Source organism: Mycolicibacterium novocastrense, from assembly GCF_001570485.1.
Lineage (GTDB): Bacteria > Actinomycetota > Actinomycetes > Mycobacteriales > Mycobacteriaceae > Mycobacterium > Mycobacterium novocastrense.
On sequence record NZ_BCTA01000036.1, the window covers coordinates 92169 to 114520 of the forward strand.

General features: G+C 67.3%; 20 protein-coding genes and 1 pseudogene. 14 read left to right on the plus strand and 7 right to left on the minus strand.

Translation table 11 applies throughout. The features are described 5' to 3' along the window. The first annotated feature begins 84 nt into the window (after nt 1-84). Genes mptB through RMCN_RS13460 form a run of 3 tightly spaced genes read left to right on the plus strand, consistent with a single transcriptional unit; the run spans nt 85 to nt 3487 of the window. On the plus strand, nt 85-1770 hold the full coding sequence (gene mptB / locus RMCN_RS13450) for a polyprenol phosphomannose-dependent alpha 1,6 mannosyltransferase MptB (protein WP_067391089.1): 1686 nt from the start codon (nt 85-87) through the stop codon (nt 1768-1770). Nucleotides 1771-1805: 35 nt separating this feature from the next. Next, nucleotides 1806-2714, plus strand: a complete 909-nt coding sequence (locus RMCN_RS13455; RefSeq protein WP_067391086.1) for an ABC transporter ATP-binding protein — start codon at nt 1806-1808, stop codon at nt 2712-2714. Beyond that, nucleotides 2714-3487: an ABC transporter permease gene (locus RMCN_RS13460; RefSeq protein ID WP_067389903.1), complete on the plus strand. Its 774-nt coding sequence runs from the start codon at nt 2714-2716 to the stop codon at nt 3485-3487. The genes RMCN_RS13455 and RMCN_RS13460 overlap by 1 nt, the downstream gene beginning before the upstream one ends. On the opposite strand, the gene RMCN_RS31045 is transcribed toward RMCN_RS13460, so the two are convergent. After that, nucleotides 3401-4084, minus strand: a complete 684-nt coding sequence (locus tag RMCN_RS31045; protein WP_067389905.1) for a hypothetical protein — start codon at nt 4082-4084, stop codon at nt 3401-3403. The two genes, RMCN_RS13460 and RMCN_RS31045, sit on opposite strands and share 87 nt — an antisense overlap. Nucleotides 4085-4177: 93 nt before the next feature. Here RMCN_RS31045 and RMCN_RS13470 point away from each other — a divergent pair, with 93 nt between their 5' ends. Both RMCN_RS13470 and RMCN_RS13475 read left to right on the plus strand, forming a co-directional pair. Next, entirely contained in the window at nt 4178-4747 is a 570-nt protein-coding gene (locus RMCN_RS13470) for a TetR/AcrR family transcriptional regulator (RefSeq protein WP_067389908.1), read from the plus strand. Nucleotides 4748-4799: 52 nt separating this feature from the next. Next, nucleotides 4800-5750, plus strand: a complete 951-nt coding sequence (locus tag RMCN_RS13475) for a COX15/CtaA family protein (protein WP_165604440.1) — start codon at nt 4800-4802, stop codon at nt 5748-5750. On the opposite strand, the gene RMCN_RS13480 is transcribed toward RMCN_RS13475, so the two are convergent. Beyond that, nucleotides 5700-6641, minus strand: coding sequence for an ATP-grasp domain-containing protein (locus tag RMCN_RS13480; RefSeq protein ID WP_067389911.1), 942 nt, complete (start codon nt 6639-6641; stop codon nt 5700-5702). The two genes, RMCN_RS13475 and RMCN_RS13480, sit on opposite strands and share 51 nt — an antisense overlap. Nucleotides 6642-6670: 29 nt before the next feature. Between RMCN_RS13480 and RMCN_RS13485 the strand changes: the two genes are divergently transcribed. Continuing rightward, nucleotides 6671-7642, plus strand: a complete 972-nt coding sequence (locus tag RMCN_RS13485) for a quinone oxidoreductase family protein (protein ID WP_067389913.1) — start codon at nt 6671-6673, stop codon at nt 7640-7642. Between the two features lie 9 nt (nt 7643-7651). On the opposite strand, the gene RMCN_RS13490 is transcribed toward RMCN_RS13485, so the two are convergent. Continuing rightward, nucleotides 7652-8605 (minus strand): heme o synthase, encoded by a 954-nt coding sequence (locus RMCN_RS13490; RefSeq protein ID WP_064416279.1) that lies wholly within the window; start codon nt 8603-8605, stop codon nt 7652-7654. Nucleotides 8606-8792: 187 nt separating this feature from the next. On the opposite strand from RMCN_RS13490, the gene tkt reads away from it, so the two are divergent. From tkt to pgl, 5 genes are read left to right on the plus strand one after another with little or no spacing between them, the layout of a single operon-like run. Continuing rightward, nucleotides 8793-10886 (plus strand): transketolase, encoded by a 2094-nt coding sequence (gene tkt, locus RMCN_RS13495; protein WP_067389916.1) that lies wholly within the window; start codon nt 8793-8795, stop codon nt 10884-10886. Between the two features lie 27 nt (nt 10887-10913). Beyond that, entirely contained in the window at nt 10914-12032 is a 1119-nt protein-coding gene (gene tal / locus RMCN_RS13500) for a transaldolase (RefSeq protein ID WP_067389918.1), read from the plus strand. Further along, nucleotides 12029-13555 (plus strand): glucose-6-phosphate dehydrogenase, encoded by a 1527-nt coding sequence (gene zwf, locus RMCN_RS13505; protein WP_064416282.1) that lies wholly within the window; start codon nt 12029-12031, stop codon nt 13553-13555. Before tal ends, zwf begins: the two co-directional genes overlap by 4 nt. Next, nucleotides 13552-14463: a glucose-6-phosphate dehydrogenase assembly protein OpcA gene (opcA, locus tag RMCN_RS13510; RefSeq protein WP_067391095.1), complete on the plus strand. Its 912-nt coding sequence runs from the start codon at nt 13552-13554 to the stop codon at nt 14461-14463. Before zwf ends, opcA begins: the two co-directional genes overlap by 4 nt. Then, nucleotides 14460-15197 (plus strand): 6-phosphogluconolactonase, encoded by a 738-nt coding sequence (gene pgl / locus RMCN_RS13515; protein ID WP_067389921.1) that lies wholly within the window; start codon nt 14460-14462, stop codon nt 15195-15197. Before opcA ends, pgl begins: the two co-directional genes overlap by 4 nt. 22 nt (nt 15198-15219) lie before the next feature. On the opposite strand, the pseudogene RMCN_RS32000 reads toward pgl, so the two are convergent. Then, nucleotides 15220-15719 (minus strand): annotated as a pseudogene (locus RMCN_RS32000) (nitroreductase family deazaflavin-dependent oxidoreductase). 105 nt (nt 15720-15824) lie between these two features. Between RMCN_RS32000 and RMCN_RS13525 the strand changes: the two are divergent. Both RMCN_RS13525 and RMCN_RS13530 read left to right on the plus strand, forming a co-directional pair. Then, entirely contained in the window at nt 15825-17261 is a 1437-nt protein-coding gene (locus RMCN_RS13525; protein WP_067389924.1) for an HNH endonuclease signature motif containing protein, read from the plus strand. Nucleotides 17262-17472: 211 nt separating this feature from the next. Then, complete coding sequence (locus RMCN_RS13530; protein ID WP_064416285.1) at nt 17473-17844, plus strand: hypothetical protein; 372 nt, start codon at nt 17473-17475, stop codon at nt 17842-17844. 12 nt (nt 17845-17856) lie between these two features. Here RMCN_RS13530 and ppc read toward each other — a convergent pair whose 3' ends face one another. Beyond that, entirely contained in the window at nt 17857-20658 is a 2802-nt protein-coding gene (ppc, locus tag RMCN_RS13535; RefSeq protein ID WP_067389927.1) for a phosphoenolpyruvate carboxylase, read from the minus strand. Nucleotides 20659-20807: 149 nt separating this feature from the next. On the opposite strand from ppc, the gene RMCN_RS13540 reads away from it, so the two are divergent. Then, on the plus strand, nt 20808-21212 hold the full coding sequence (locus RMCN_RS13540; RefSeq protein WP_131808549.1) for a hypothetical protein: 405 nt from the start codon (nt 20808-20810) through the stop codon (nt 21210-21212). 62 nt (nt 21213-21274) lie between these two features. On the opposite strand, the gene secG is transcribed toward RMCN_RS13540, so the two are convergent. Continuing rightward, nucleotides 21275-21508, minus strand: coding sequence for a preprotein translocase subunit SecG (secG, locus tag RMCN_RS13545; RefSeq protein WP_019348649.1), 234 nt, complete (start codon nt 21506-21508; stop codon nt 21275-21277). Between the two features lie 46 nt (nt 21509-21554). Then, complete coding sequence (tpiA, locus tag RMCN_RS13550) at nt 21555-22340, minus strand: triose-phosphate isomerase (RefSeq protein WP_067389935.1); 786 nt, start codon at nt 22338-22340, stop codon at nt 21555-21557. Nucleotides 22341-22352 lie beyond the last annotated feature (12 nt).

Consider the following 22352-nt stretch of genomic DNA (forward strand, 5'->3'; position numbering starts at 1 on the left):
TTGTGACGGAATTCGGAAACCGCTGTAAAGCAAGGGCACCCTTAGCGGGACGGCAGCCATGACGTGGACGGTTACGCTGCTGAGGTGGCAGCCCGCCTCCCGTCGTTCAGCTCGTCGATCGCCCGTTGGCACGCCGACGAACGCCCGGTGGGCTCGCCGCTCAATGATGCCGAGGTCATCGCGCTGCGCCGGACACGGCTGTTCGGTGCTGCCGGCACCGTCCTGATGGCGATCGGCGCGCTCGGCGTCGGGGCCAGGCCGGTCGTGCAGGACCCGACGTTCGGTGTGCGGTTGCTCAACCTGCCCTCGCGCATCCAGACCGTGAGCCTGACCATGACCACCACCGGCGCGGTGATGATGGCGCTGGCCTGGCTGATGCTCGGGCGGTTCGCTCTCGGCGACCGACGCATGTCGCGCAGCCAACTCGACCGACTGTTGTGGCTGTGGGTGCTGCCACTGCTCATCGCCCCACCGATGTACAGCCGCGACGTCTACTCCTATCTGGCGCAGAGCGAGATCGGCGTCAAAGGCCTCGACCCGTATCGAGTCGGCCCGGCCACCGGCCTGGGCCTGGACCACGTGTTCACGCTCTCGGTGCCGAACATGTGGCGCGAGACACCCGCGCCGTACGGGCCGCTCTTCCTGTGGATCGGTCAGGGTATCTCGACGCTGACGGGTGAGAACATCGTCGCCGCGGTGCTCTGCCACCGATTGGTCGTGCTGCTCGGCGTGGGCCTGATCGTCTGGGCGACCCCGCGTCTGGCCCGGCGCTGCGGCGTCGCCGAGGTGAGCGCGCTGTGGCTGGGCGCCGCCAATCCGCTGCTGATCATGCATCTGGTCGGGGGCATCCACAACGAGGCGCTGATGCTGGGCCTCATGCTTGCCGGCACCGAGTTCGCGCTGCGCGGTGTCGACGCCGCCGCGCCGCTGCTGCCCAGGCCACTGTCCTGGCCGCACGGACGCGAGCAGTGGGCGCGCTGGTGGCCGCTGACGATGCTGCTGGTCGGCGTCGTGCTGATCACGCTGTCCTCGCAGGTCAAATTGCCGTCGCTGCTGGCGCTGGGTTTCGTCGCGATGGCGCTGGCCTGTCGATGGGGCGGCACAGTCAAGGCGTTCTTCCTGGCCGGCGGATCGTTGACCGCGGTGTCGGTGGTGGTGATGGCGCTGATCGGGTGGGCCAGCGGCCTGGGGTTCGGCTGGCTGAACACGCTGGGCACCGCCAACGTCGTGCGCAGCTGGATGTCGCTGCCCACCCTGCTGGCCCTGGGCACCGGTCAGGTCGGCATCCTGCTGGGGCTCGGCGACCACACCACGGCGGTGCTGGGACTCACGCGTGCGATCGGCGTGTTCATCATCGCGATCCTGGTGACCTGGCTGTTGCTGCTCGTTCTGCGGGGACGCCTGCATCCGGTGGGCGGGCTCGGCGTCGCGCTGGGGGTGACGGTGCTGCTGTTTCCCGTCGTCCAGCCCTGGTACGTGCTGTGGGCCGTCCTGCCCCTCGCGGCGTGGGCCACCCGGCCGGCATTCCGCAGCACCACGATCGTGGTGACGCTGGCCGTCGGCATCTTCGGCCCCACCGCCAACGGCGATCGCTTCACGGTTTTCCAGATTCTCCTCGCTACCGCGGCGAGCACCGTGATCGTCGCCGCGCTGTTTCTGCTCACCTACAACCGGTTGCCCTGGCGCAGCGTGGCCAGCCCGCCGCACGAGCAACCGCCACCACCGCCACCACAGCCCGCGCGGCCCGACGCTTACGCTGAGTCCCCGTGACCCACTCTGGATCCGGGGCGTCGCCCCCCGTGCCCGTGCGCCTCAGCGGGGTCACGAAGCGCTACGGGTCGACCGTCGCGGTGTCCGACCTCGACCTGCAGGTGCAGGCCGCCGAGGTGTTCGCGCTGCTCGGGCCCAACGGCGCCGGCAAGACCACGACTGTCGAGATGTGCGAGGGCTTCATCCGGCCCGACTCCGGCACCATCGAGATCCTCGGCCTCGACCCGTTCGGCGACAACGCCCGGTTGCGTGAGCGCATCGGCGTGATGCTGCAGGGCGGCGGCGGCTACCCGGCGGCCCGCGCCGGCGAGATGCTCAACCTGGTGGCGTCCTACGCGGCCAACCCGCTCGATCCGGCATGGCTGATGGACACTCTGGGGCTGACCGAGTCGGCGCGCACGACCTACCGCAGGCTGTCCGGTGGCCAGCAGCAGCGGCTGGCGCTGGCCTGCGCGGTGGTCGGCCGTCCGGAGCTGGTCTTCCTCGACGAGCCGACCGCGGGAATGGACGCGCATGCGCGAATAGTGGTGTGGGAGTTGATCGATGCGCTGCGTCGCGACGGCGTGACCGTCGTGCTGACGACCCATCAGCTCACCGAGGCCGAGGAGCTGGCCGACCGCATCATGATCATCGACCACGGCGTCCCGGTGGCGACCGGTTCGCCCGAGGAGCTGATGCGCAGCGGCGCCGAGAACCAGCTGCGGTTCCGCGCCCCGCGCATGCTCGACCTGTCGCTGCTGGTTTCCGCGCTGCCCGAGACTTACCAGGCAACCGAGACCGCGCCGGGCGAATACCTCGTCGAGGGCGCGATCAACCCCCAGGTCCTGGCGACGGTGACGGCGTGGTGCGCGCGTCTCGATGTGCTGGCCACCGATATGCGCGTCGAACAGCGAAGCCTCGAGGACGTGTTCCTCGACCTGACCGGGCGGGAGTTGCGGCCGTAATGACGAATCGCTTTGCGCCGGGCACCTTCACACCCGATCCGGGGCCGGCCACGGTGCAGAAGATGCTCGCCGCGCAGTTCGGCCTGGAGGTGCGGCTGCTGCTGCGCAACGGCGAACAGCTCTTGTTGACGATGTTCATTCCGATCACGCTGCTGGTGGGCTTGACGCTGCTGCCGCTGGGGTCGTTCGGGCCGAACCGGGCGGCGACGTTCGTACCCGCCATCATGGCGCTGGCCGTGATCTCCACCGCGTTCACCGGGCAGGCGATCGCCGTGGCATTCGACCGCCGCTATGGGGCGCTCAAACGCCTTGGCGCCACGGCCCTTCCGGTGTGGGGCATCATCGCGGGCAAATCGCTGGCGGTGGTCGCGGTGGTATTCCTGCAGGCGATCGTGTTGGGCACCATCGGGGTTGCCCTCGGCTGGCGACCGCACCTGGCGGGGCTCGCGCTCGGCGCAGCGGTGATCGCCTTGGGCACAGCGGGTTTCGCGGCGCTGGGGCTGCTGCTCGGTGGCACCTTGCGCGCCGAGATCGTCTTGGCCCTGGCGAACTTGCTCTGGTTCGTGTTCGCGGGGCTCGGCGCGCTGACGCTCGAGGGCGGCATGGTGCCCTCCGTCGCGCAGTGGGTGGCCCGGTTGACGCCGTCCGGCGCCCTCACCGAAGCGCTGACCCAGGCGATGACGTTGTCAGTGGACTGGTTCGGCCTTCTGGTGCTCGCGGTCTGGGGCGCCGTCGCCGCGCTGTGCGCGCTGCGCTGGTTCCGCTTCACCTGAGCGCAGCTGCGGCAGCAGATATTCGAGCTGTCCGACCTCTTCGATGTTGTGCTTCACCCAGGCGCGCAACTTGTGGTCCGGGAACCGTCGGCGCACGATCCTGTTCACGGGCGTGAGCAGCGGTGAGCGCGCGCCGAGATCCATCACCGTCACGTAGTGGGCGCCGTCGGCACCCGCAGACCAGGTGTGCTCCAACTGGAAGATCGGAATCCCCGCAACGCGTTTGACCAGTCGGATGCCGGTCTCGTCGAGCTTTTCGACCCTTGCGATCTCGTCGATCTTGTATTCGGGTCGGCCGCCGAAAGCCTCGACCATGCGGAATCGCGCGCCATCGGCCGCACCACCTCCCGGTGCCGGACGGGCCAACGCCCAGTGGATGTGATCGATCGGGTGCCAGGCGAGATAGCGGTCGATGACCTCTCCCCCGTACGCCATCGTTTCGCCGAGGTGCGTGAACCAGTCGAGGAGCATCGCCGGGGTTACTTCCGCGAGCGGTCGGTGGTCGATGGTGATGCGGCGCCTGCCATGGCGATGGTCGAGATAGTGCACGGTCGCGGTGTCGACGCAGCGCAGCGGATAAAGCACCGGGCGAGCCATGGGATCCTCCTAAGATACGGATGCGTTTCTTATAGCCCGACGGTAAGCTTCCGCGTTAAGATACGCAAGCGTTTCTTCTCGAAGGAGTGGCGGATGGCGCGTCGGCGCGGCCAAGAACTCGACGCTGCGATCCGTGACGCGGCGCTCGATCTGCTCGCCCGGGTCGGACCGGCCGGTGTCACGATGGAGGCCGTCGCCGCGGCGGCCGCAACGAGCAAACCCGTGCTCTACCGTCGCTGGCCCGATGCCACCGCCCTGCTCCGAGACACGCTGCTCAGCATCGCGACCGAGGCCATCCCGCACGAGGACACCGGCAGCTACCGCGGCGACATGCTCGCCGTATTGCGCGGATGGGCCGCGCTATTCACCGGCCCTCGGGCGCCGCTGATCCGCGCCGCGATCGCGGCCGGCTCCCACGACCCAGACCTCACCGAGGCCTTCCGCAACGGCGTCATCGGCTGGCGCAAAGAGGAAATGGCCGCGTTGTTGGCGCGTGGTGTTGTCCGCGGCGACGTGCGCGCCGACGTTCCCGTTGAGATCGCCCGCGAGTTGGGGCAGAGCGTGCTGTGGCACCGGCTGCTGATCACCGGCGACCGCATCGACGACGATCTGGTCGTGCAACTGGTCGACGAGGTCCTGGTTCCGTTCGTGTCGCCCCGGTAACCGGCTCACCCGCTACTACGGCTTGTAGTTGCGCTGCTCTACCATCGGAACCGTGCGACGCGCCTTTCTGCGGCTGGTCGATCTGCTGCCGCTGCCCAGCCTGCGGACCCAGCGCGTCATCGCCTTCCTGGTCATCCTGACCCAGGGCGGGATCTCGGTGACGGGCGCGATCGTCCGCGTCACCGCGTCCGGGCTGGGCTGCCCGACCTGGCCGCAGTGCTTCCCGGGCAGTTTCACACCGGTGCCTGTCGCGGAGGTTCCGGTGGTGCACCAGGCGGTCGAATTCGGCAACCGGATGGTCACCTTCCTCGTCGTGCTCACCGCCGCGGCTGTCGTGCTGGCCGTGACCAGGGCCCGTCGCCGCCGCGAGGTACTCGTCTATGCGTGGCTGATGCCGGTGTCGACCGTGGTTCAGGCGGTCATCGGCGGCATCACGGTGCTGACCGGGCTGCTGTGGTGGACGGTCGCGATTCACCTGCTGGCGTCGATGACCATGGTCTGGCTGTCGGTGCTGCTGTTCGTCAAGATCGGTGAGCCCGACGACGGAGTCCTCATCCGCCGGGCGCCCACGGCGCTGCGGCAGCTGGCCCTGCTCAGCGCCGCGGCCCTGGCCGCCGTACTCGTGACCGGCACGTTGGTGACCGGCGCGGGCCCACACGCCGGAGACAAGAGCGTCGACCGCACGATCCCCCGCCTGGAGGTCGAGATCACCACGCTGGTGCACGCGCACTCGGCCCTGATGGTGGCCTACCTTTCGCTGCTGATCGGCCTCGGTTTCGGGCTGCTGGCGGTGCGCGCACCCCGTCCGGTACTGCAGCGGCTGGGTGTCCTCGTTGCCCTGGTCGTGGCTCAAGGCCTGGTCGGCACGGTGCAGTTCTTCACCGGCGTGCCCGCCGCGTTGGTGGCCGTGCACGTCGCCGGCGCTGCGCTCTGTACCGCCGCGACGGCCGCGCTATGGGCGTCGATGCGAGAGCGGGCCGAGCCCGAACCGGTCGAGCGCTGATTCGACGGCGACGACGAACTCGCGCTGCTGTCGGGACCTGGTGGTTTCGTCCAGCTGCATCCAGCCCAGTGACGGTTCGACGAGCTCGACTTCCAGTACGCGTGGGTCAGAGCGTCCGCCGATGACGTCGACCCGCGCGTAGAGCAACTCATCGACGGACAGGTCCAGGTGCGCGGCCGCCGCCGCCAGCGCATGGTGCCCGATGTCCCAGACCTCGAAATCGGGGTCGGCGGGGCCGAGGGACTCCTGGGCGTAGGTACCCGACTCGTCGAAAGCGGGCGCCTCGCCGAGCCGCTGCAGGATCGGGCCCTTCGCGAAGGCATGCGACTGCGCGCCGCCGATGAACACCAACGCGGTCTCCCCGTCTTCGATGCGCGGGTCATAGGGCTGGATCACCACGGTCCGACCGGCGTCCATCAGTCGGGCCGCATGCCGCCGCGCATCCGCATGATTCGAAAACCGAAGGGTGCCAACCGATCCCACGCCGACGGCGGGTTTGACCACGACTTCGCGGCTGTTCGGCAGCGCAACCGCGTCACCGGGGGCGAAGAACCGGCTCGGGACCGTCGGCACTCCCGCTGCCACCAGGTCGGCCAGGTAGCGCTTATCGGTGTTCCAGGGCACCACCCGGGCCGGGTTGAGCAGGTTGCGGACCCGCCGCGTCCAGGACAGGAATTCGTCGAGGCGATCGATGTAGTCCCACGTCGCCCGCAGGATCACCAGATCCGCCGTCACGGTCGCCGGGTCGTCCCACGACATCCAGCGCGCGTGTAACCCATGCTTACCCAGCGCCGCGACCAGGCCGGCGTCGTCGCCGTCCCCTTCCGGCAGTGCCGGGCATCCGGCCAACACGATGCGTGGATGGAACACGTCGGGCCGCGCGAGCTTCACGAGTGCCAGGATATTGGCACGATGGAGCCATGCATGCCATCGAAGTCGCAGAGACCGGCGGACCCGAAGTCCTCACCTACGTCGAGAAGCCACAGCCCACGCCGGGCCCCGGGGAGGTGCTCATCAAGGCCGAGGCCATCGGCGTGAACTTCCTCGACACGTACTTCCGGTCGGGCCAGTACCCCCGGGAGACGCCGTTCATCGTCGGCAATGAGGTGTGCGGCACCGTGGCGGCGATCGGTGAAGACGTCGCCGCGCTGAAGGTCGGTGATCGGGTCGTCACCGCTCAGGCCAACGGGGCCTACGCCGAATACAGCGTCGCCCCAGCTGATTTCGTTGCCTATGTACCGGAAGGCGTGGCCCCTGATGCGGCCGCCGCATCCCTGCTCAAGGGCATGACGGCGCACTACCTGATCAAGTCGCTGTATCCGGTGCAACAGGGCGACTCGGTGCTGGTGCACGCGGGTGCGGGCGGCGTCGGGCTCATCCTCACCCAGTGGGCGACCAGCATGGCGGTACGCGTCATCACCACCGTCTCGACGCCGGAGAAGGCCGAGCTGTCGCGTCAGGCCGGTGCGGTGCGAGTGCTGGACTATCCGACCGACCCGGCTGCCTTCGGCGCCGAGATCAAGGAGATGACCGACGGTGGTGTCGCGGCCGTGTACGACGGGGTGGGGGCCGCGACGTTCGAAGCCAGCCTGGCCAGCCTGCGGGTGCGGGGCACGCTGGCGTTGTTCGGGGCCTCGAGCGGGCCGGTGCCGCCGTTCGACCCGCAGCTGCTCAATGCGGCGGGCTCGCTGTTCCTCACCCGGCCGACGCTCGTGCACTACACCCGCACCGCCGACGAATTCGCATGGCGTGCCGGTGAACTTCTCGATGCGATCGCGTCGGGCACGCTGACGATCACGGTCAGCGAGCGCTATCGTCTCGCCGATGCCGAGCAGGCGCACCGCGACCTGCAGGGCCGCAAGACCGTCGGTTCGGTGGTGCTGGTGCCCTAGCGGAGCGGGCTACAGCAGCGTGGGCAGCGCCAGGACGGAGTCGACCGCGAGGGCCAGGAACACGACGGCGAGATAGTTGTTCGACTGCAGGAACAGGCGCAGCGGCTTGACCGCCTCGCCGCGACGCACGCCGTTGTAGAGCTGGTGCGCCATCACCAGGAACCATCCGCCGGCCAGCAGCGCAACCGCCGCGTACAGCCAGCCGGTGACGGGCGTCAGCGCGAGCGTCGCGGCCACCGTCAGATACGTGTAGATCAGGATCTGCTTGGTGACCTGACGTTCGGTGGCGACCGCGGGAAGCATCGGGACGCCCGCGGCGCGGTAGTCCTCCTTGTAGCGCATCGCCAGCGCCCAGGTGTGCGGCGGAGTCCAGAAGAAGATGATCGCGAACATGACCACTGCGGGCCAGGCGATCGTCCCGGTGACCGCGGACCAGCCGATCATCACCGGCATACAACCGGCCGCCCCGCCCCACACCACGTTCTGCGAGGTGCGGCGCTTGAGCAACAGCGTGTAGACGAGTACGTAGAACGCGATCGTCGCGCCGGCGAGATGGGCCGACAGCATGTTCGTCGTCCACCACAGCCAGAAGAACGACGCGACCGACAGGGCCAGCCCGAAGATCAGCGCGTGACTGCGCGGAACCGTGGCACGCGCCAGCGGCCTGCGCTCGGTGCGCTTCATCATCTTGTCGATGTCGGCGTCGGCCACGCAGTTCAGTGCGTTGGCGCCTGCCGCGGCCAGCAGTCCGCCGAACAGGGTGTTCAGGATCAGCAGCGGATCGACCGTGCCCCGGCTCGCCAAGAGCATGGCCGGGATGGTGGTGACCAGAAGCAGTTCGATGACCCGCGGCTTGGTCAGCGAGACGTAACCGAGAAGCGTGTCGCGGATTCGCGTCCGGAACCGCCCCCGCGGCGACATCGAATCCCCGTCGACGAGGTGATGACCGTCGCGAACTCTCACGCAGTTGCTCCTGTCGAAATGGTCCCAGCGCGCGGGCGTCTACTACAGACGATGGTAGACCGCACGACAACGCCGTCCTAATCCTGCCCGGCATCTCGCCCCAGCGGCCTGCATTGCGCGACCATCCCGCACTAGGGTGGTTGAACGTGCAGCTGAGAAATGCTCTATGCCGACCAGGAGTGCGCCTGTGACCACACTCGAAGAAATCTCCGCGCTGACCCGCCCGAATCACCCCGAGGACTGGACCGAGGTGGACTCGGCGGCGGTCGACACCGTCCGGGTGCTTGCGGCCGACGCGGTGCAGAAGGTCGGCAACGGCCATCCCGGAACCGCGATGAGCCTGGCGCCGCTGGCCTACACGCTGTTCCAACGTCAGATGCGTCACGACCCCAGCGATGTGCACTGGCTCGGCCGCGACCGCTTCGTGCTGTCTGCCGGCCATTCCAGCCTGACTCTGTACATCCAGCTCTATCTCGGCGGATTCGGGCTGGAGTTGGACGACATCAAAGCCCTGCGGACGTGCAAGTCCAAGACCCCGGGCCATCCGGAGTTCCGCCACACCGACGGCGTGGAGATCACCACCGGTCCGCTTGGACAGGGCCTGGCCTCCGCGGTCGGCATGGCGATGGCCTCGCGCTACGAGCGCGGGTTGTTCGACCCCGACACTCCCTGGGGTGAGAGCCCGTTCGACCACTACATCTATGTGATCGCCTCCGACGGCGACATCGAAGAGGGCATCACCAGCGAGGCGTCCTCGCTGGCGGGCACCCAGCAGCTCGGCAACCTGATCGTGTTCTACGACAAGAACCAGATCTCAATCGAACACGACACCAACATCGCGCTGTCCGAAGATGTCGCCGCCCGCTACCGGGCCTACGGCTGGCACGTGCAGGAGGTGGAGGGCGGCGAGAACGTCGTCGGCATAGAAGAAGCCGTGCGGGCCGCCAAGGCGGTGACCGACAAACCGTCGTTCATCGCGCTGCGCACGATCATCGGCTACCCGGCCCCCAACAAGATGAACACCGGCGACGTGCATGGTTCGGCGCTGGGCGAGGACGAGGTCGCGGCGACCAAGAAGATCCTCGGCTTCGACCCCGACAAGACCTTCGAGGTGCGGCCGGAGGTCATCGAGCACACCCGCAAGCTGGTGGACCGCGGCAAGGAGGCACACGCCAAGTGGCAGACCGACTTCGACGCGTGGGCCGAGCGTGAGCCCGAGCGCAAGGAGCTGCTGGACCGGCTGCTGGCTCAGAAACTGCCCGACGGCTGGGATTCGGACCTGACCTACTGGGAGCCGGGCTCCAAGCCGTTGGCCACCCGCGCCGCGTTCGGTCAGGTGCTCAACGACGTCGCCCCGAAGCTGCCCGAATTGTGGGGTGGTTCGGCGGACCTCGCGGGAAGTAACAACACCACCATCAAGGGGGTGAACTCGTTTGGCCCGCCGTCGATCTCGACGGACGATTTCACGGCGGACTGGTACGGCCGGGTGCTGCACTTCGGTGTGCGCGAACACGCGATGGGCGCGATCCTGTCGGGCATCGTGCTGCACGGCCCGACCCGCGCGTTCGGCGGCACGTTCCTGCAGTTCTCCGATTACATGCGGCCGGCCGTGCGGCTCGCATCGCTGATGGACATCGACACCATCTACATCTGGACCCATGACTCGATCGGTCTCGGCGAGGACGGCCCGACGCACCAGCCGATCGAACACCTCGCGGCGCTGCGCGCGATCCCGAACCTGTCCGTGGTCCGACCGGGCGATCCCAACGAAACGGCGTACGCGTGGCGCAGCATCATCGCCCGCGGAAACGGCAGCGGTCCGGTCGGTTTCATCCTGACGCGCCAGGGCATCCCGGTTCTGGAGGGCACCGACGCCGACGGGGTGGCCCGCGGCGGCTACGTCCTCGGCGGCGGCAACCCCGCCGACGACGCGGACGTGATCATCATCGCGACGGGTTCGGAACTACAGCTGGCGGTGGAGGCGAGAAAGCAGTTGGCGGAAAAGGACATCACGGCCTACGTGGTGTCGATGCCGTGCGTGGAGTGGTTCGAGTCGCAACCGCGCGAGTACCGCGATTCGGTTCTGCCTCCGAGCGTTTCAGCGCGCGTGGCGGTCGAAGCGGCCGTCGCGCAGAGCTGGTACAAGCTCGTCGGCGACACCGGGGAGATCGTCTCGATCGAGCACTACGGCGAGTCCGCCGATCACAAGACGTTGTTCCGTGAGTTCGGGTTCACTCCCGAGGCTGTGGTGGCCGCCGCGGAGAGATCGATAGACAACTGAGGTCGAAACGCTAGGAAAGGCACAGCTATGGCTCAGAATCCGAATCTCGCGGCTTTGTCCGAGGCAGGCGTGTCGGTGTGGCTCGACGATCTGTCGCGCGACCGACTGCAGACAGGAAATCTCCAGGAGCTCATCGACACCAAGAGTGTCGTCGGGGTGACAACCAACCCGTCGATCTTCCAGGCCGCACTGTCCAAGGGACACGCTTACGACGAACAGGTCAATGAGTTGGCCGAGCGTGGCGCGGACGTGGACGCCACGATCCGCACCGTGACCACCGACGATGTGCGCAACGCCTGCGACGTATTGGCCAAGCAGTACGAGCTCTCCGACGGCGTCGACGGCCGGGTGTCGATCGAGGTGGACCCGCGGGTCGCGCACGACACAGACAAGACCATCCTGCAAGCGATCGATCTGTGGAAGACCGTCGACCGGCCCAACCTGCTGATCAAGATCCCCGCGACGATGGCCGGCCTACCCGCGATCACCGCGGTGATCGCCGAAGGCATTTCGGTCAACGTCACGTTGATCTTCTCCGTGGAGCGCCACCGACTGGTGATGGACGCCTACCTCGAAGGCCTCGAGAAGGCCAAGGAGGCGGGCCACGACCTCTCCAAGATCCATTCGGTCGCTTCGTTCTTCGTGTCCCGGGTGGACACCGAGATCGACAAGCGATTGGAGAAGATCGGAACGCAGGAGGCGCTGGATCTGCGGGGCAAGGCCGGTGTCGCCAACGCGCGACTCGCCTACGCCGCCTATGAGGAGGTGTTCGTCGGCGGTAAGCGCTACGAAGCGCTCAAGGGCGACGGGGCGCGTGTGCAACGTCCGCTGTGGGCCTCCACCGGGGTGAAGAATCCCGAGTACTCGGACACCTTGTACGTCACCGAGTTGGTCGCCCCGAACACGGTCAACACCATGCCGGAGAAGACGATCGACGCCGTCGCCGAGCACGGCGTGATCACCGGCGACACGGTAACCGGCACGGCCGACGAATCGCAGGCGCTGTTCGACAAGTTGGACGCCGTCGGTATCGACCTGCCCGACGTGTTCCGCCTCCTCGAGGACGAGGGTGTGGAGAAATTCGAGAAGTCGTGGCTCGAGTTGCTCGAGGCGACGCAGGAACAGCTCAACGCCGCCAAGAAATGACGGACTGGGTGAATCCGCTTCGCGACAAACGCGACAAGCGGATGCCCCGGATCGCGGGGCCCTGCGGGATCGTCATCTTCGGTGTCACCGGCGACTTGTCGCGCAAGAAGCTGATGCCGGCGATCTATGACTTGGCCAACCGTGGCCTGCTGCCTCCGTCTTTCTCGTTGATCGGATTCGCCCGAAGGGACTGGGCCGACGAGGATTTCGGTCAAGTGGTCTACGAGGCGGTGAAGAAGCACGCCCGCACGCCGTTTCGGCAGGAGGTGTGGGATCGGCTGGCCGAGGGATTCCGGTTCGTTCAGGGCACTTTCGACGACGACGCGGCATTCGGCCGACTTGCCGAGACGCTCGAGAAACTCGACGCCGAACGCGGGACGGGTGGAAATCACGTTTTCTACCTGTCTATTCCCCCGAACGCGTTCCAGCCGGTGTGCGAGCAGCTGCACAAGTCCGGTTTGGCGAACCCGCAGGAGGGCCGCTGGAGCCGCGTGGTGATCGAGAAGCCGTTCGGCCACGACCTGGAGAGTGCGCAGGAACTCAACGAGGTCGTCAACAGCGTGTTCCCCGAGGAGTCGGTGTTCCGCATCGACCACTACCTCGGCAAGGAGACGGTGCAGAACATCCTCGCGCTGCGGTTCGCCAACGAACTGTACGAGCCGATCTGGAACAACAACTACGTCGACAGTGTGCAGATCACGATGGCCGAGGACATCGGGCTGGGCGGCCGCGGAGGTTATTACGACGGGGTCGGCGCCGCGCGCGACGTCATCCAGAATCATCTCCTGCAACTGCTGGCCCTGACCGCCATGGAGGAGCCGGTCAGCTTCGGTCCGAAGGAACTGCAGATCGAGAAGATCAAGGTGTTCTCGGCCACGCGGCCGATGCAGCCGCTCGATCAGACCACCGCACGCGGGCAGTACGCGTCGGGCTGGCAGGGCAGCGAGAAAGTGGTGGGGCTGCTCGAAGAAGAAGGCTTCTCGAAGGATTCGAAGACCGAGACCTACGCGGCCATCGCGCTGGAGGTTGACACCCGGCGGTGGGCCGGTGTGCCGTTCTTCCTGCGCACCGGAAAACGGTTGGGGCGCAGAGTGACCGAGATCGCGCTGATCTTCAAGCGGGCGCCGCACCTGCCCTTCGACAAGACCATGACCGAGGAACTCGGCCAGAACGCACTGGTGATCAGGGTTCAGCCGGACGAAGGCATCACGACCCGATTCGGGTCCAAGGTGCCCGGCAGCGCGATGGAGGTCCGCGACGTCAACATGGACTTCTCTTACGGGTCGGCGTTCGCCGAGGACTCCCCCGAAGCCTATGAGCGGCTGATCCTCGACGTGCTGCTCGGTGAACCCTCGCTGTTCCCGGTGAATAGGGAGGTCGAATTGTCCTGGGAGATCCTCGATCCCGTGCTGGACTACTGGGCCGCGCATGGCAAGCCTGAGGCGTACGAGTCGGGCACCTGGGGTCCGGCCTCGGCCGACGAGATGTTGCATCGCATGGGCCGGGAATGGAGGCGGCCGTGATCGTCGACCTGCCGAACACCAACACGAACGACATCAACAAGAAAATCACCGGCCTTCGCGAGGAGGGCGGCGCGATCACCCTGAGCCGGGTGCTCACCCTGGTGGTCTCGCTCGATTCCGATGAGCTGCTGGAAGAATCGATCGAAGCCGCCAACTTCGCCAGCCGCGAGCACCCCTGCCGGGTGATCATCGTGGTGCCCGGGGATCGTGACGCCGACGACGCCCGGCTGGACGCGCAGCTTCGCGTCGGCGGGGATGCCGGCGCCGGGGAGATCGTCGGGCTGCGCCTGCACGGTGAGCTCGCCGATCATGCGAGCGCCGTGGTGCTGCCCTTCTTGTTGCCCGATACCCCGGTGGTGGCATGGTGGCCGGCAGGCGGGCCGGCGGTGCCCGCCGAGGATCCGTTGGGCCGGTTGGCGATTCGTCGAATCACGAACGCGACGCAATGTTCTGATCCGCTGAGCGCGATCAAAGGGCGACTTGCCGGCTACACCGCCGGAGACACCGACCTGTGCTGGGCGCGGATCACGTACTGGCGGGCCCTGCTGGCCGCCGCCGTCGATCAGGAGCCGCACGCGCCGATCGCGTCCGCGGTGGTGTCGGGTCTACGCGACGAGCCGTCACTCGACGTGCTGGCGGGTTGGCTCGCGGCTCGAATCGACGGTCCGGTGCACCGACAGGTGGGCGAGTTGAAAGTCGAGCTGATCCGCGACGGTGAGACCATCACTTTGCGTCGGCCGCAGGACGGCGTCACCGCGACGCTGAGTCGCACCAGTCGGCCCGAGGCCCGAATCCCGTTGGCGCGCAGGGAGGCCAAGGAGTGCCTGGCCGAGGATCTGCGTCGGCTCGACCCCGACGAGATCTATCACGAGGCCCTGCAGGGAATCGACAAGGTGCAATACGTATGAGCGCGACCATCGAGCGTCATCCCGACACCGCAACGTTGGTGGCGGCCGCGGGTGATCGACTTGTCGCGGCGATGGTCGCGGCCATCGACAAGCGCGGGTCGGCGCACATCGTACTCACGGGCGGGGGCACCGGTACCGGGCTGTTGAGGCGCGTGGCCGAGAAGGGCGCCGAGATCGACTGGGCGAAGGTGCATCTCTACTGGGGCGATGATCGCTTCGTGCCGGCCGACGATGACGATCGCAACTACAAGCAGGCCCGGGAGGCGCTGCTGGACCACGTGAGCATCCCGGCCGGGAACGTGCACCCGATGGCCGCCAGCGGCGCGGAGTTCGGCGACGACCTCCACGCTGCCGCAGCGGCATACGAGCAGGTGCTGGCCGCCAACGCCGAGGGTGGCGAGCCGGCCCCGGACTTCGACGTGCATCTTCTGGGGATGGGCGGCGAGGGCCACATCAACTCGCTGTTCCCCCACACCGCCGCGGTGCGTGAGACCGAGCGGCTGGTGGTCGGTGTCGAGGACTCCCCCAAGCCGCCGCCGCGCCGGATCACGTTGACGCTGCCCGCGGTTCGACGGTCGCGGGAGGTGTGGCTGGTGGTCTCGGGTGACGGAAAGGCCGACGCGGTCGCAGCGGCAATCGGCGGTGCTGATGCCGACGACGTGCCGGCGGCGGGTGCGGTGGGGCGCGAGGCGACCGTGTGGTTGCTCGACGAGGCCGCGGCAAGCAAGCTCTGATGACTGGCTGAGGCCGTGGAACTCAGTGCCGCTCTAGGACGAACGCCTCGATCCGCCGGTCGCCGGCCCAGACTTCTTCCTTGCTGAGACCTGGATACATCCGTACGCCCCGTGCCCATATCCCTTCTCGCTCGTCCGGCGTGGCGAGCCGGGCGGTGGCATCCCAGGTGTCGCCCTCGATCGTGACCCGTGCCGACGGGTTCGCCCGAGGTTGTAGTACCAGCCTGGGTGTGTGGCGCCACCGTAGTTGGCGGCGACGACAGCCACGCCGTCGGGGTGTGGGATCCCCAAAAGCGCTACCGCGCGGGGCTTTCCAGATTTTGCGCCGGTCGTGGTGAGGATGACCGTGGGAAGGCCAGCGGCGATCCCGGCGAAACTGTACTTCCCGCCGCTGAGCTTGCTGACCAACTGGTCCAAGCGGTGTGCGGTGGGACGAAAGATCACCCGTCCCGCCTTGGTCCCGGCAACGCGGCGCATCACCCGATGGAACGGATTGGCATCGCCGAAGGAGCGCACAGCCATAGCGGCATTCTTCCGGACCCGGCGCGATGACAGTTCCGATTCCGGCGCGATCCCACGAATGTCCGAGCACCGCGCTTGTCAGGGTATGCGAGTACTATCGCACATATGTTCGAGGCATTCGATGACGCGGCGGTGGTGGACACCATCGCTGCGTCATCGCGCGAACAGAGCGCAGCTTGTGGCCGCGAGCTGATGGCCATCGGCGAGCTCTATGCCCGCCGCGCCCCAGATGACGACGATGAACGGACGAACTGGGCGATCGACGGCCACGCCAATGTGGTCGCCGAGATCGCGGCGGCACTGAACATCAGCCGCGGGCGAGCGGCCAGTCGCCTGCACTACGCCATCGACCTCCGCGAGCGCTTGCCCAAGGTCGCCGAGGTCTTCGCGAGCGGACAGATCGACTTTCGGATGATGACCGCCCTGGTCAACCGCAGCTCCAATGTCCAGGACGACGATCGCCTCGCCCGGCTCGACGCGGCGTTCGCGAAATGGTCGCCCAAATGGATGAAGTTGTCCGGGCCGAAGCTGCACGAGCGCATCGACATGTGGGTGGAGAAGTTCGACCCGGACGGGGTTCGGGAACCGAAGCCGCCCAGCGACGACCGATATGTCGAGGTCGGTCCGATCAGTCCAGGCATGGTCGGGGTCTGGGCCAAACTCGCCTTCGCCGACGGCGTGGCTTTCGACACGCGCATCGATGAGATTGCCGCAACGGTCTGTCGCGACGATCCGCGCACCGCTTCACAACGCCGCGCGGACGCGATGGTGGCGATGAGCGCAGGGCAGATGCGGCTCCAGTGCGGCTGCGGCGCCGAGGACTGCCAGAACGGGGCCCCCAGCCGGCCTGCGAGCGAGGTCGTCGTCAATGTGATCGCCGAGCAGGCCACGATCGAGGGCCGGTCGGACAATCCGGGATACCTGCCAGGCTTCGGCGCGGTGCCCGCCTCGTTGTTGCGCGAGATGATCGCAACCGCGCGGGTGCGCCCCGTTCCGCTGCCCGAACCCTGCCCCGAGCAGGGCTACCGGCCGTCGGCGGCGTTAGCTCGTTTCATCCGATGGCGTGACCTGACGTGCCGCTTTCCCGGATGCGATGTAGCGGCATCTGCGTGCCAGATCGACCATACGATCCCGTATCCAATGGGACCCACCCATCCGTCAAACTTGAAGCTGCTCTGCGGGTTTCACCATCTGCTGAAAACTTTCTGGTGCGGTGCCGACGGGTGGTCAGACCGACAACTCGCGGACGGCACCGTCATATGGACGGCGCCCAGCGGGCACACGTACACCACCACCCCCAGCGGTGCCGAGTTCTTCGAACAGCTGGGCCGCCCCACTGGCGATATCGTGGTCGCCCCGCACCCGGGTGGGCCAGACGATCTTCATCGCGGCGCGAAGATGCCAATCCGCAGGCGCACCCGCGCGGAGGACAAGGCATATCGGATCGCGCTGGAGCGGCAACACAACGCCGAGCGCATCGCTCGCAAAGAGCTACTCCTCGCCGAGCGACTCGCCAGAGACGATGAACCACCGCCGTTCTGACCAGCGTTCAGCCTGAGAGGGCCGAGAGATCATCGTTCTGTCCGTCGCGGAAGCCCGCGTCGTAGTCGGCCCGTGAGGTCGTGGTGTCCGATCCGACCATGACAATTCGCGGATCCATCGGGCACTGCCGAGAGGTGGTTTCTGCGTGGCTCACATGTGTTCAGACGCCGGGTTACGTCCAGCGGTTCCGACAGCGGTCATAATGGCCCTCATGGCAGACAAGGGTGGTAGGCCGGTGCGCACCGGCCCGGAACGCATCAGGAAGCTCGCCCAGGCGGCGCTGAATGCCGACGTCACCGTCGAGCAGGTCGACACCATCCTCGAAGGGCTGAGCGAGACGCTCGAGGATCTCAACAGTTCCACCGCCAACCTCGATGCCACCCTGGAACGGTTCAACGAGACCATCAATCAGATCAACCAGCTCGCCCCCCGTCTGAACGCTGTGGTCGACCGTATGGAGGGCATAGTCGGGCGAGTGGAACGCATCGTCGGGCTCGGCGAGTCGGTGATCTCACCGCTCGCCGCGACCGAGCAGGTGGTGCGCGGGGCGGTGAACAAGGTGCGCCGCTCCACCGGTCTCTAGATTGCCTGCTGTCTAACCGCTGTTGCGAAGTGCGCTCGCCAGCCCGCTCATCGTCAACAGGATCCCCCGCTGGACGAGTTCGTCGTCGTCGCCGGACCGATAGCGGCGCAGTAACTCCACTTGCAGATGGTTCAGCGGTTCCAGATACGGAAAGCGGTTGAACACCGAACGGGCCAGCGCCGGGTTGTCGGCCAACAGATCGTCCTGGCCGGTGATGAGCTTGTGCATCCGGATCGTGCGCTCATGCTCGTCGGCGATCTTGTCGAACACCCGCCGCCGCAACTCCTCGTCGTCGACCAGTTCGGAGTAGCGGGCCGCCAGCCCCAGATCGGATTTGGCCATGACCTGCGCCATGTTCGACAGCACGGTGCGGAAGAACGGCCAGCGCCGGTACAGGTCCCGCAAAACCTCGACGCGGTCCTCCTCGGACTGCGGCCCCTCGGCGATCCACTCCTCGAAAGCCGTGCCGGTGCCGTACCAGCCGGGCAGCATCACCCGCGACTGGCTCCACGCCAGCACCCACGGGATCGCCCGCAGATCGGCGATCGACGTTGTCGGCTTACGCGACGAAGGCCGGCTGCCGATGTTGAGCGCCCCGATCTCACTCACCGGCGTCGACGACTTGAAGTAGTCGACGAAACCGGGTGTCTCGTGGACCAATCCGGCGTATGCGCGCTGAGCGCGTGCGGCCAGATCGTCGAGCACCTCGTAGGCTGGGCCGGCCTCGTCGCCGAGGCCTTCCACGTCGAGCAGCGTGGCCTCCAACGTGGCGGCCAGGAGGGTCTCGAGGTTGCGGTACGCGGCTTGTGGTTCGGCGTATTTCGCCGCGATGACCTCGCCCTGCTCGGTGAGCCGCAGCGACCCGTTGACCGCGCCCGGCGGCTGGGCCAAGATGGCGTCGTAGCTCGGCCCGCCACCTCGACCCACGGTGCCACCGCGACCGTGGAAGAGCCGCAACCGAATTCCGGTCTTACGTGCCGTCTCCACCAGGTCGAGCTCCGCACGGTACAGCGCCCAGTTCGCCGCGAGGTAGCCGCCGTCCTTGTTGGAGTCGGAGTAGCCGAGCATCACCTCCTGGCTATCGCTGCGCGCCGACACGATCGACCGGTACACCGGAAGATCCAGCGCCGCTTCGAGAATGGAGGATCCGCGCTGCAGATCGTCGATGGTCTCGAACAGCGGCACGATACCGACGGGCGCGTACGGCCGCTCCCCCGACACGTCGAGCAGCCCGACCTCTTTGAGCAGGATCGCGGCCTCCAACATGTCGGACACCGACTCGCACATCGAGATGATGTAGTTCGGCACCGCCCGCGACCCGAAGACGCGCACCGCCCGCGCGGCCGCCGCGACGATGTCGAGTTCTTTGCGGGCCAGCTCGGACAGTTCGGCGCCGGGCTTGACCAGCGGGCGCCGGGTCGACAGCTCACCCGCGAGCAGTTCCACCCGGTCCGCCTCGGCCAGCGAGCCGTAGTCGGGGTGCACACCCGCCCACGCCAGCAGCTCGGCGACGACCTCCTCGTGCACGTCGGAATTCTGCCGCATGTCGAGGCCGCAGAGGTGAAACCCGAATGTGCGCACCGCCTCCCGTAGCCGCGCCAGCCGGTCGTCGGCCAGCACCGCGCTGCCGTTGCTCCGCAGCGACTCATCGACGGTGTCCAGGTCGGCGAGCAACTCAACGGGCGACTCGTAGCGCTCGAGACCCAGATCGAGTTCGTGCTCGGGCTGCTCGTCGAGGGTCTCCTTCGCCGTCGACGTCAGTCGGGAGTGGATCACGCGTAGCGCTCGCCGGTAGGGTTCGTCGGCCCGTGCGGGTTCCTCGCAGCGGGCGGCCAACGCGTCGAGCCCCTCGCTGATCCGCACCAGCCGCGCCGACATCGACAGCTCCTCTTCCAGTGCGGTGATCTCGGCGAAGTAGTGGTCTAGCGCCGTGTAGGCGGCGCGGCCGGTTGCGAGCCGGACGACGTCGGCGGTGACATTGGGGTTGCCGTCACGGTCCCCGCCGATCCACGACCCGGGCCGCACGATCGGTTCGTCCAGCAGCCCGGCGTCGGGCCAACGAGCCTGCAGTTCGGTGCGCACATCGGCGTTCACTCGGGGGATGACTTCGAAGAACGCCGCCGGGTAATACCGCAGACCCGTCTCGATCTCGTCCTGGATCTTCAAGCGCGACAACCGAACCAGCGCCGTCTGCCACAGCGTCAGGATGTGGCGGCGCAGCTCGAGCTCGATATCGCGTCCATCGGCGTCGCTGCGCCCGTGCAGGCGTAAGCGCATCAGCTCGGTGATGCGGTGTTGGGTGTCGAAGACCGTGCGGCGCCTCGTCTCGGTCGGGTGCGCGGTGATCACCGGCGAAACCATCGCCCCGGCGAGCGCTTCGGCGACGGTGGCGGCATCGAGGTCGACGGCGTCGAGTTTGGCGTACGTCGCGGCAAGGCTGCTGTTCTGCGGCGGCTCACCCGCTTCGACATGGACCGCCCGGCGACGCTCTCGGTGAATGTCCTCAGCGACGTTGGCCAACAGTGCAAAGTGAGTGAAGGCGCGGATGACCGGGATCGCCTGACGGATGTCGATGCCGTTGAACATCCCCGCCAGTTCCGCGCGGTCGATCTCGGACCGGCGCACCCGGAACGACTCGACCCGGGCGCGCTCGACGAGGTCGAACACCTCGTCGCCGTTCTGCTCACGCACGGTGTCGCCGAGTATCGCTCCGAGAAGGCGAATGTCTTCGCGCATCGGCTCGGTGGCGTCACGACCCACCTTGGTCCGCTGGACCGCGCCGATCGGTTCCAGCGCATCGGGAAGTTCGGCCATGCGCTCAGTATCGCCGTCGCGGTCGGGGTCTGCGCGACGGGAACTCCCGGCACCGCTGAGAGCGCGCAAGAAAAATGTCCGAAACCGACACCACGGAGCAATTCCGGCGCACGCTTGGTACATCACACACCCTCGTCAGAGGACCGACGATGACCGATTCACCTCCACTTCTGCATCGACTCATGATTGCCGGCTGTGCCGGCGCCTTTCTTGCACTGAGCTGGCCTGCCAGCGCGGCCGCTGCGCCCGACGACGGCACGTGGGACGTCGAGCAGTACGACAATTGCATGAAGCAGACTGTCCGCAACGCCGACCTGTGCTGCGTCGACTCGGGCGGCGTGCCGACCAGTGACCCGAACGACACCCAGTCCGACGGATCGCCGAACTGCTATGCCCCGCCTGCACAGGCGCAGCAAGCGGAGCAACAGCCGGCCGCCCCGATGGGGCCCGGCGCGGTCCGGGGAGACCTGCCCGTCCTTCAGCTGCCGCCGGCTCAGCCGGCTCAACCGCAGCAACCGGTGGCCCCCATGCCGCCGCGCGTACTCGCGCCCTAGCACTGGGGAGCCCGCACGCGGGCAAGTGGGTCGCACCGGCTACGACGGCCGTGCGCTCCGCGTCAGCTGTACTTGATCAGCAGGGCCACGCCGACGATCGAGACGAGCCAGATTCCGGTGACGAACAGCGTCAACCGGTCGAGGTTCTTCTCCACCACCGTCGAGCCCGACAGGCTGGACTGAACGCCGCCGCCGAACAGCGTGGACAGGCCGCCGCCCTTGGCGCGATGCAGCAGCACCAGGAGCACGACCAGCACGCTGGTCACTACCAGGGTGATCTGCAGGGCCAATTCCATGGGCGCAAGACTACCTAATCGTCGGCGACGCTCACCAATCGGCGCGCTACGGCAAGGGCCCGCCGGCCGCGATGGCCGACAGCGTCGCGAACTGCTCACCGTCGAGGGAGGCACCGCCGACGAGGGCTCCGTCGATGTCCTCCTGCGCGACGATGTCGCCGACGTTCTTGGCATTGACCGACCCGCCGTACAGCACCCGGACACCGGCCGCCACCTGCGGCGTCGCCAGCTTGCCCAGCTCGTCGCGAATTGCCTTGCAGACCTCCTGCGCGTCCGCCGCGCTGGCCACCCGGCCGGTGCCGATGGCCCACACCGGCTCGTAGGCGATCACGGCCTGGCCGATCTGCTCGGCCGACAGGCCCGCCAGCGACCCGCGCAGCGACTCGACGTTGTGCTCGACGTGGTTACCCGCCTCGCGGACTTCGAGTTGCTCACCGATGCAGATGATCGGCACCAGCCCGTGCCGGAAGGCGGCCGCCGCCTTGGCCGCTACGAGGGCGTCGTCCTCGTGGTGGTAGGTGCGCCGTTCGGAGTGCCCGACGACGACGAAGGTGCATCCCAGCTTGGCCAGGAACGCGCCGCTGATGTCGCCGGTGTAGGCGCCCGAATCGTGCTGTGAGAGATCCTGGGCGCCGTAGGACAGCAACAGCTTGTCGCCGTCGACGAGGGTCTGCACGCTGCGTAGGTCGGTGAACGGCGGGATCACCGTCACATCGACCTTGTCGAAGTACTTCGCAGGCAACGCGAACGCGATCTTCTGCACCAGCGCGATCGCCTCGAAGTGGTTGAGGTTCATCTTCCAGTTGCCGGCGATCAGCGGCTTACGGCTCACGATTCTCCAGAC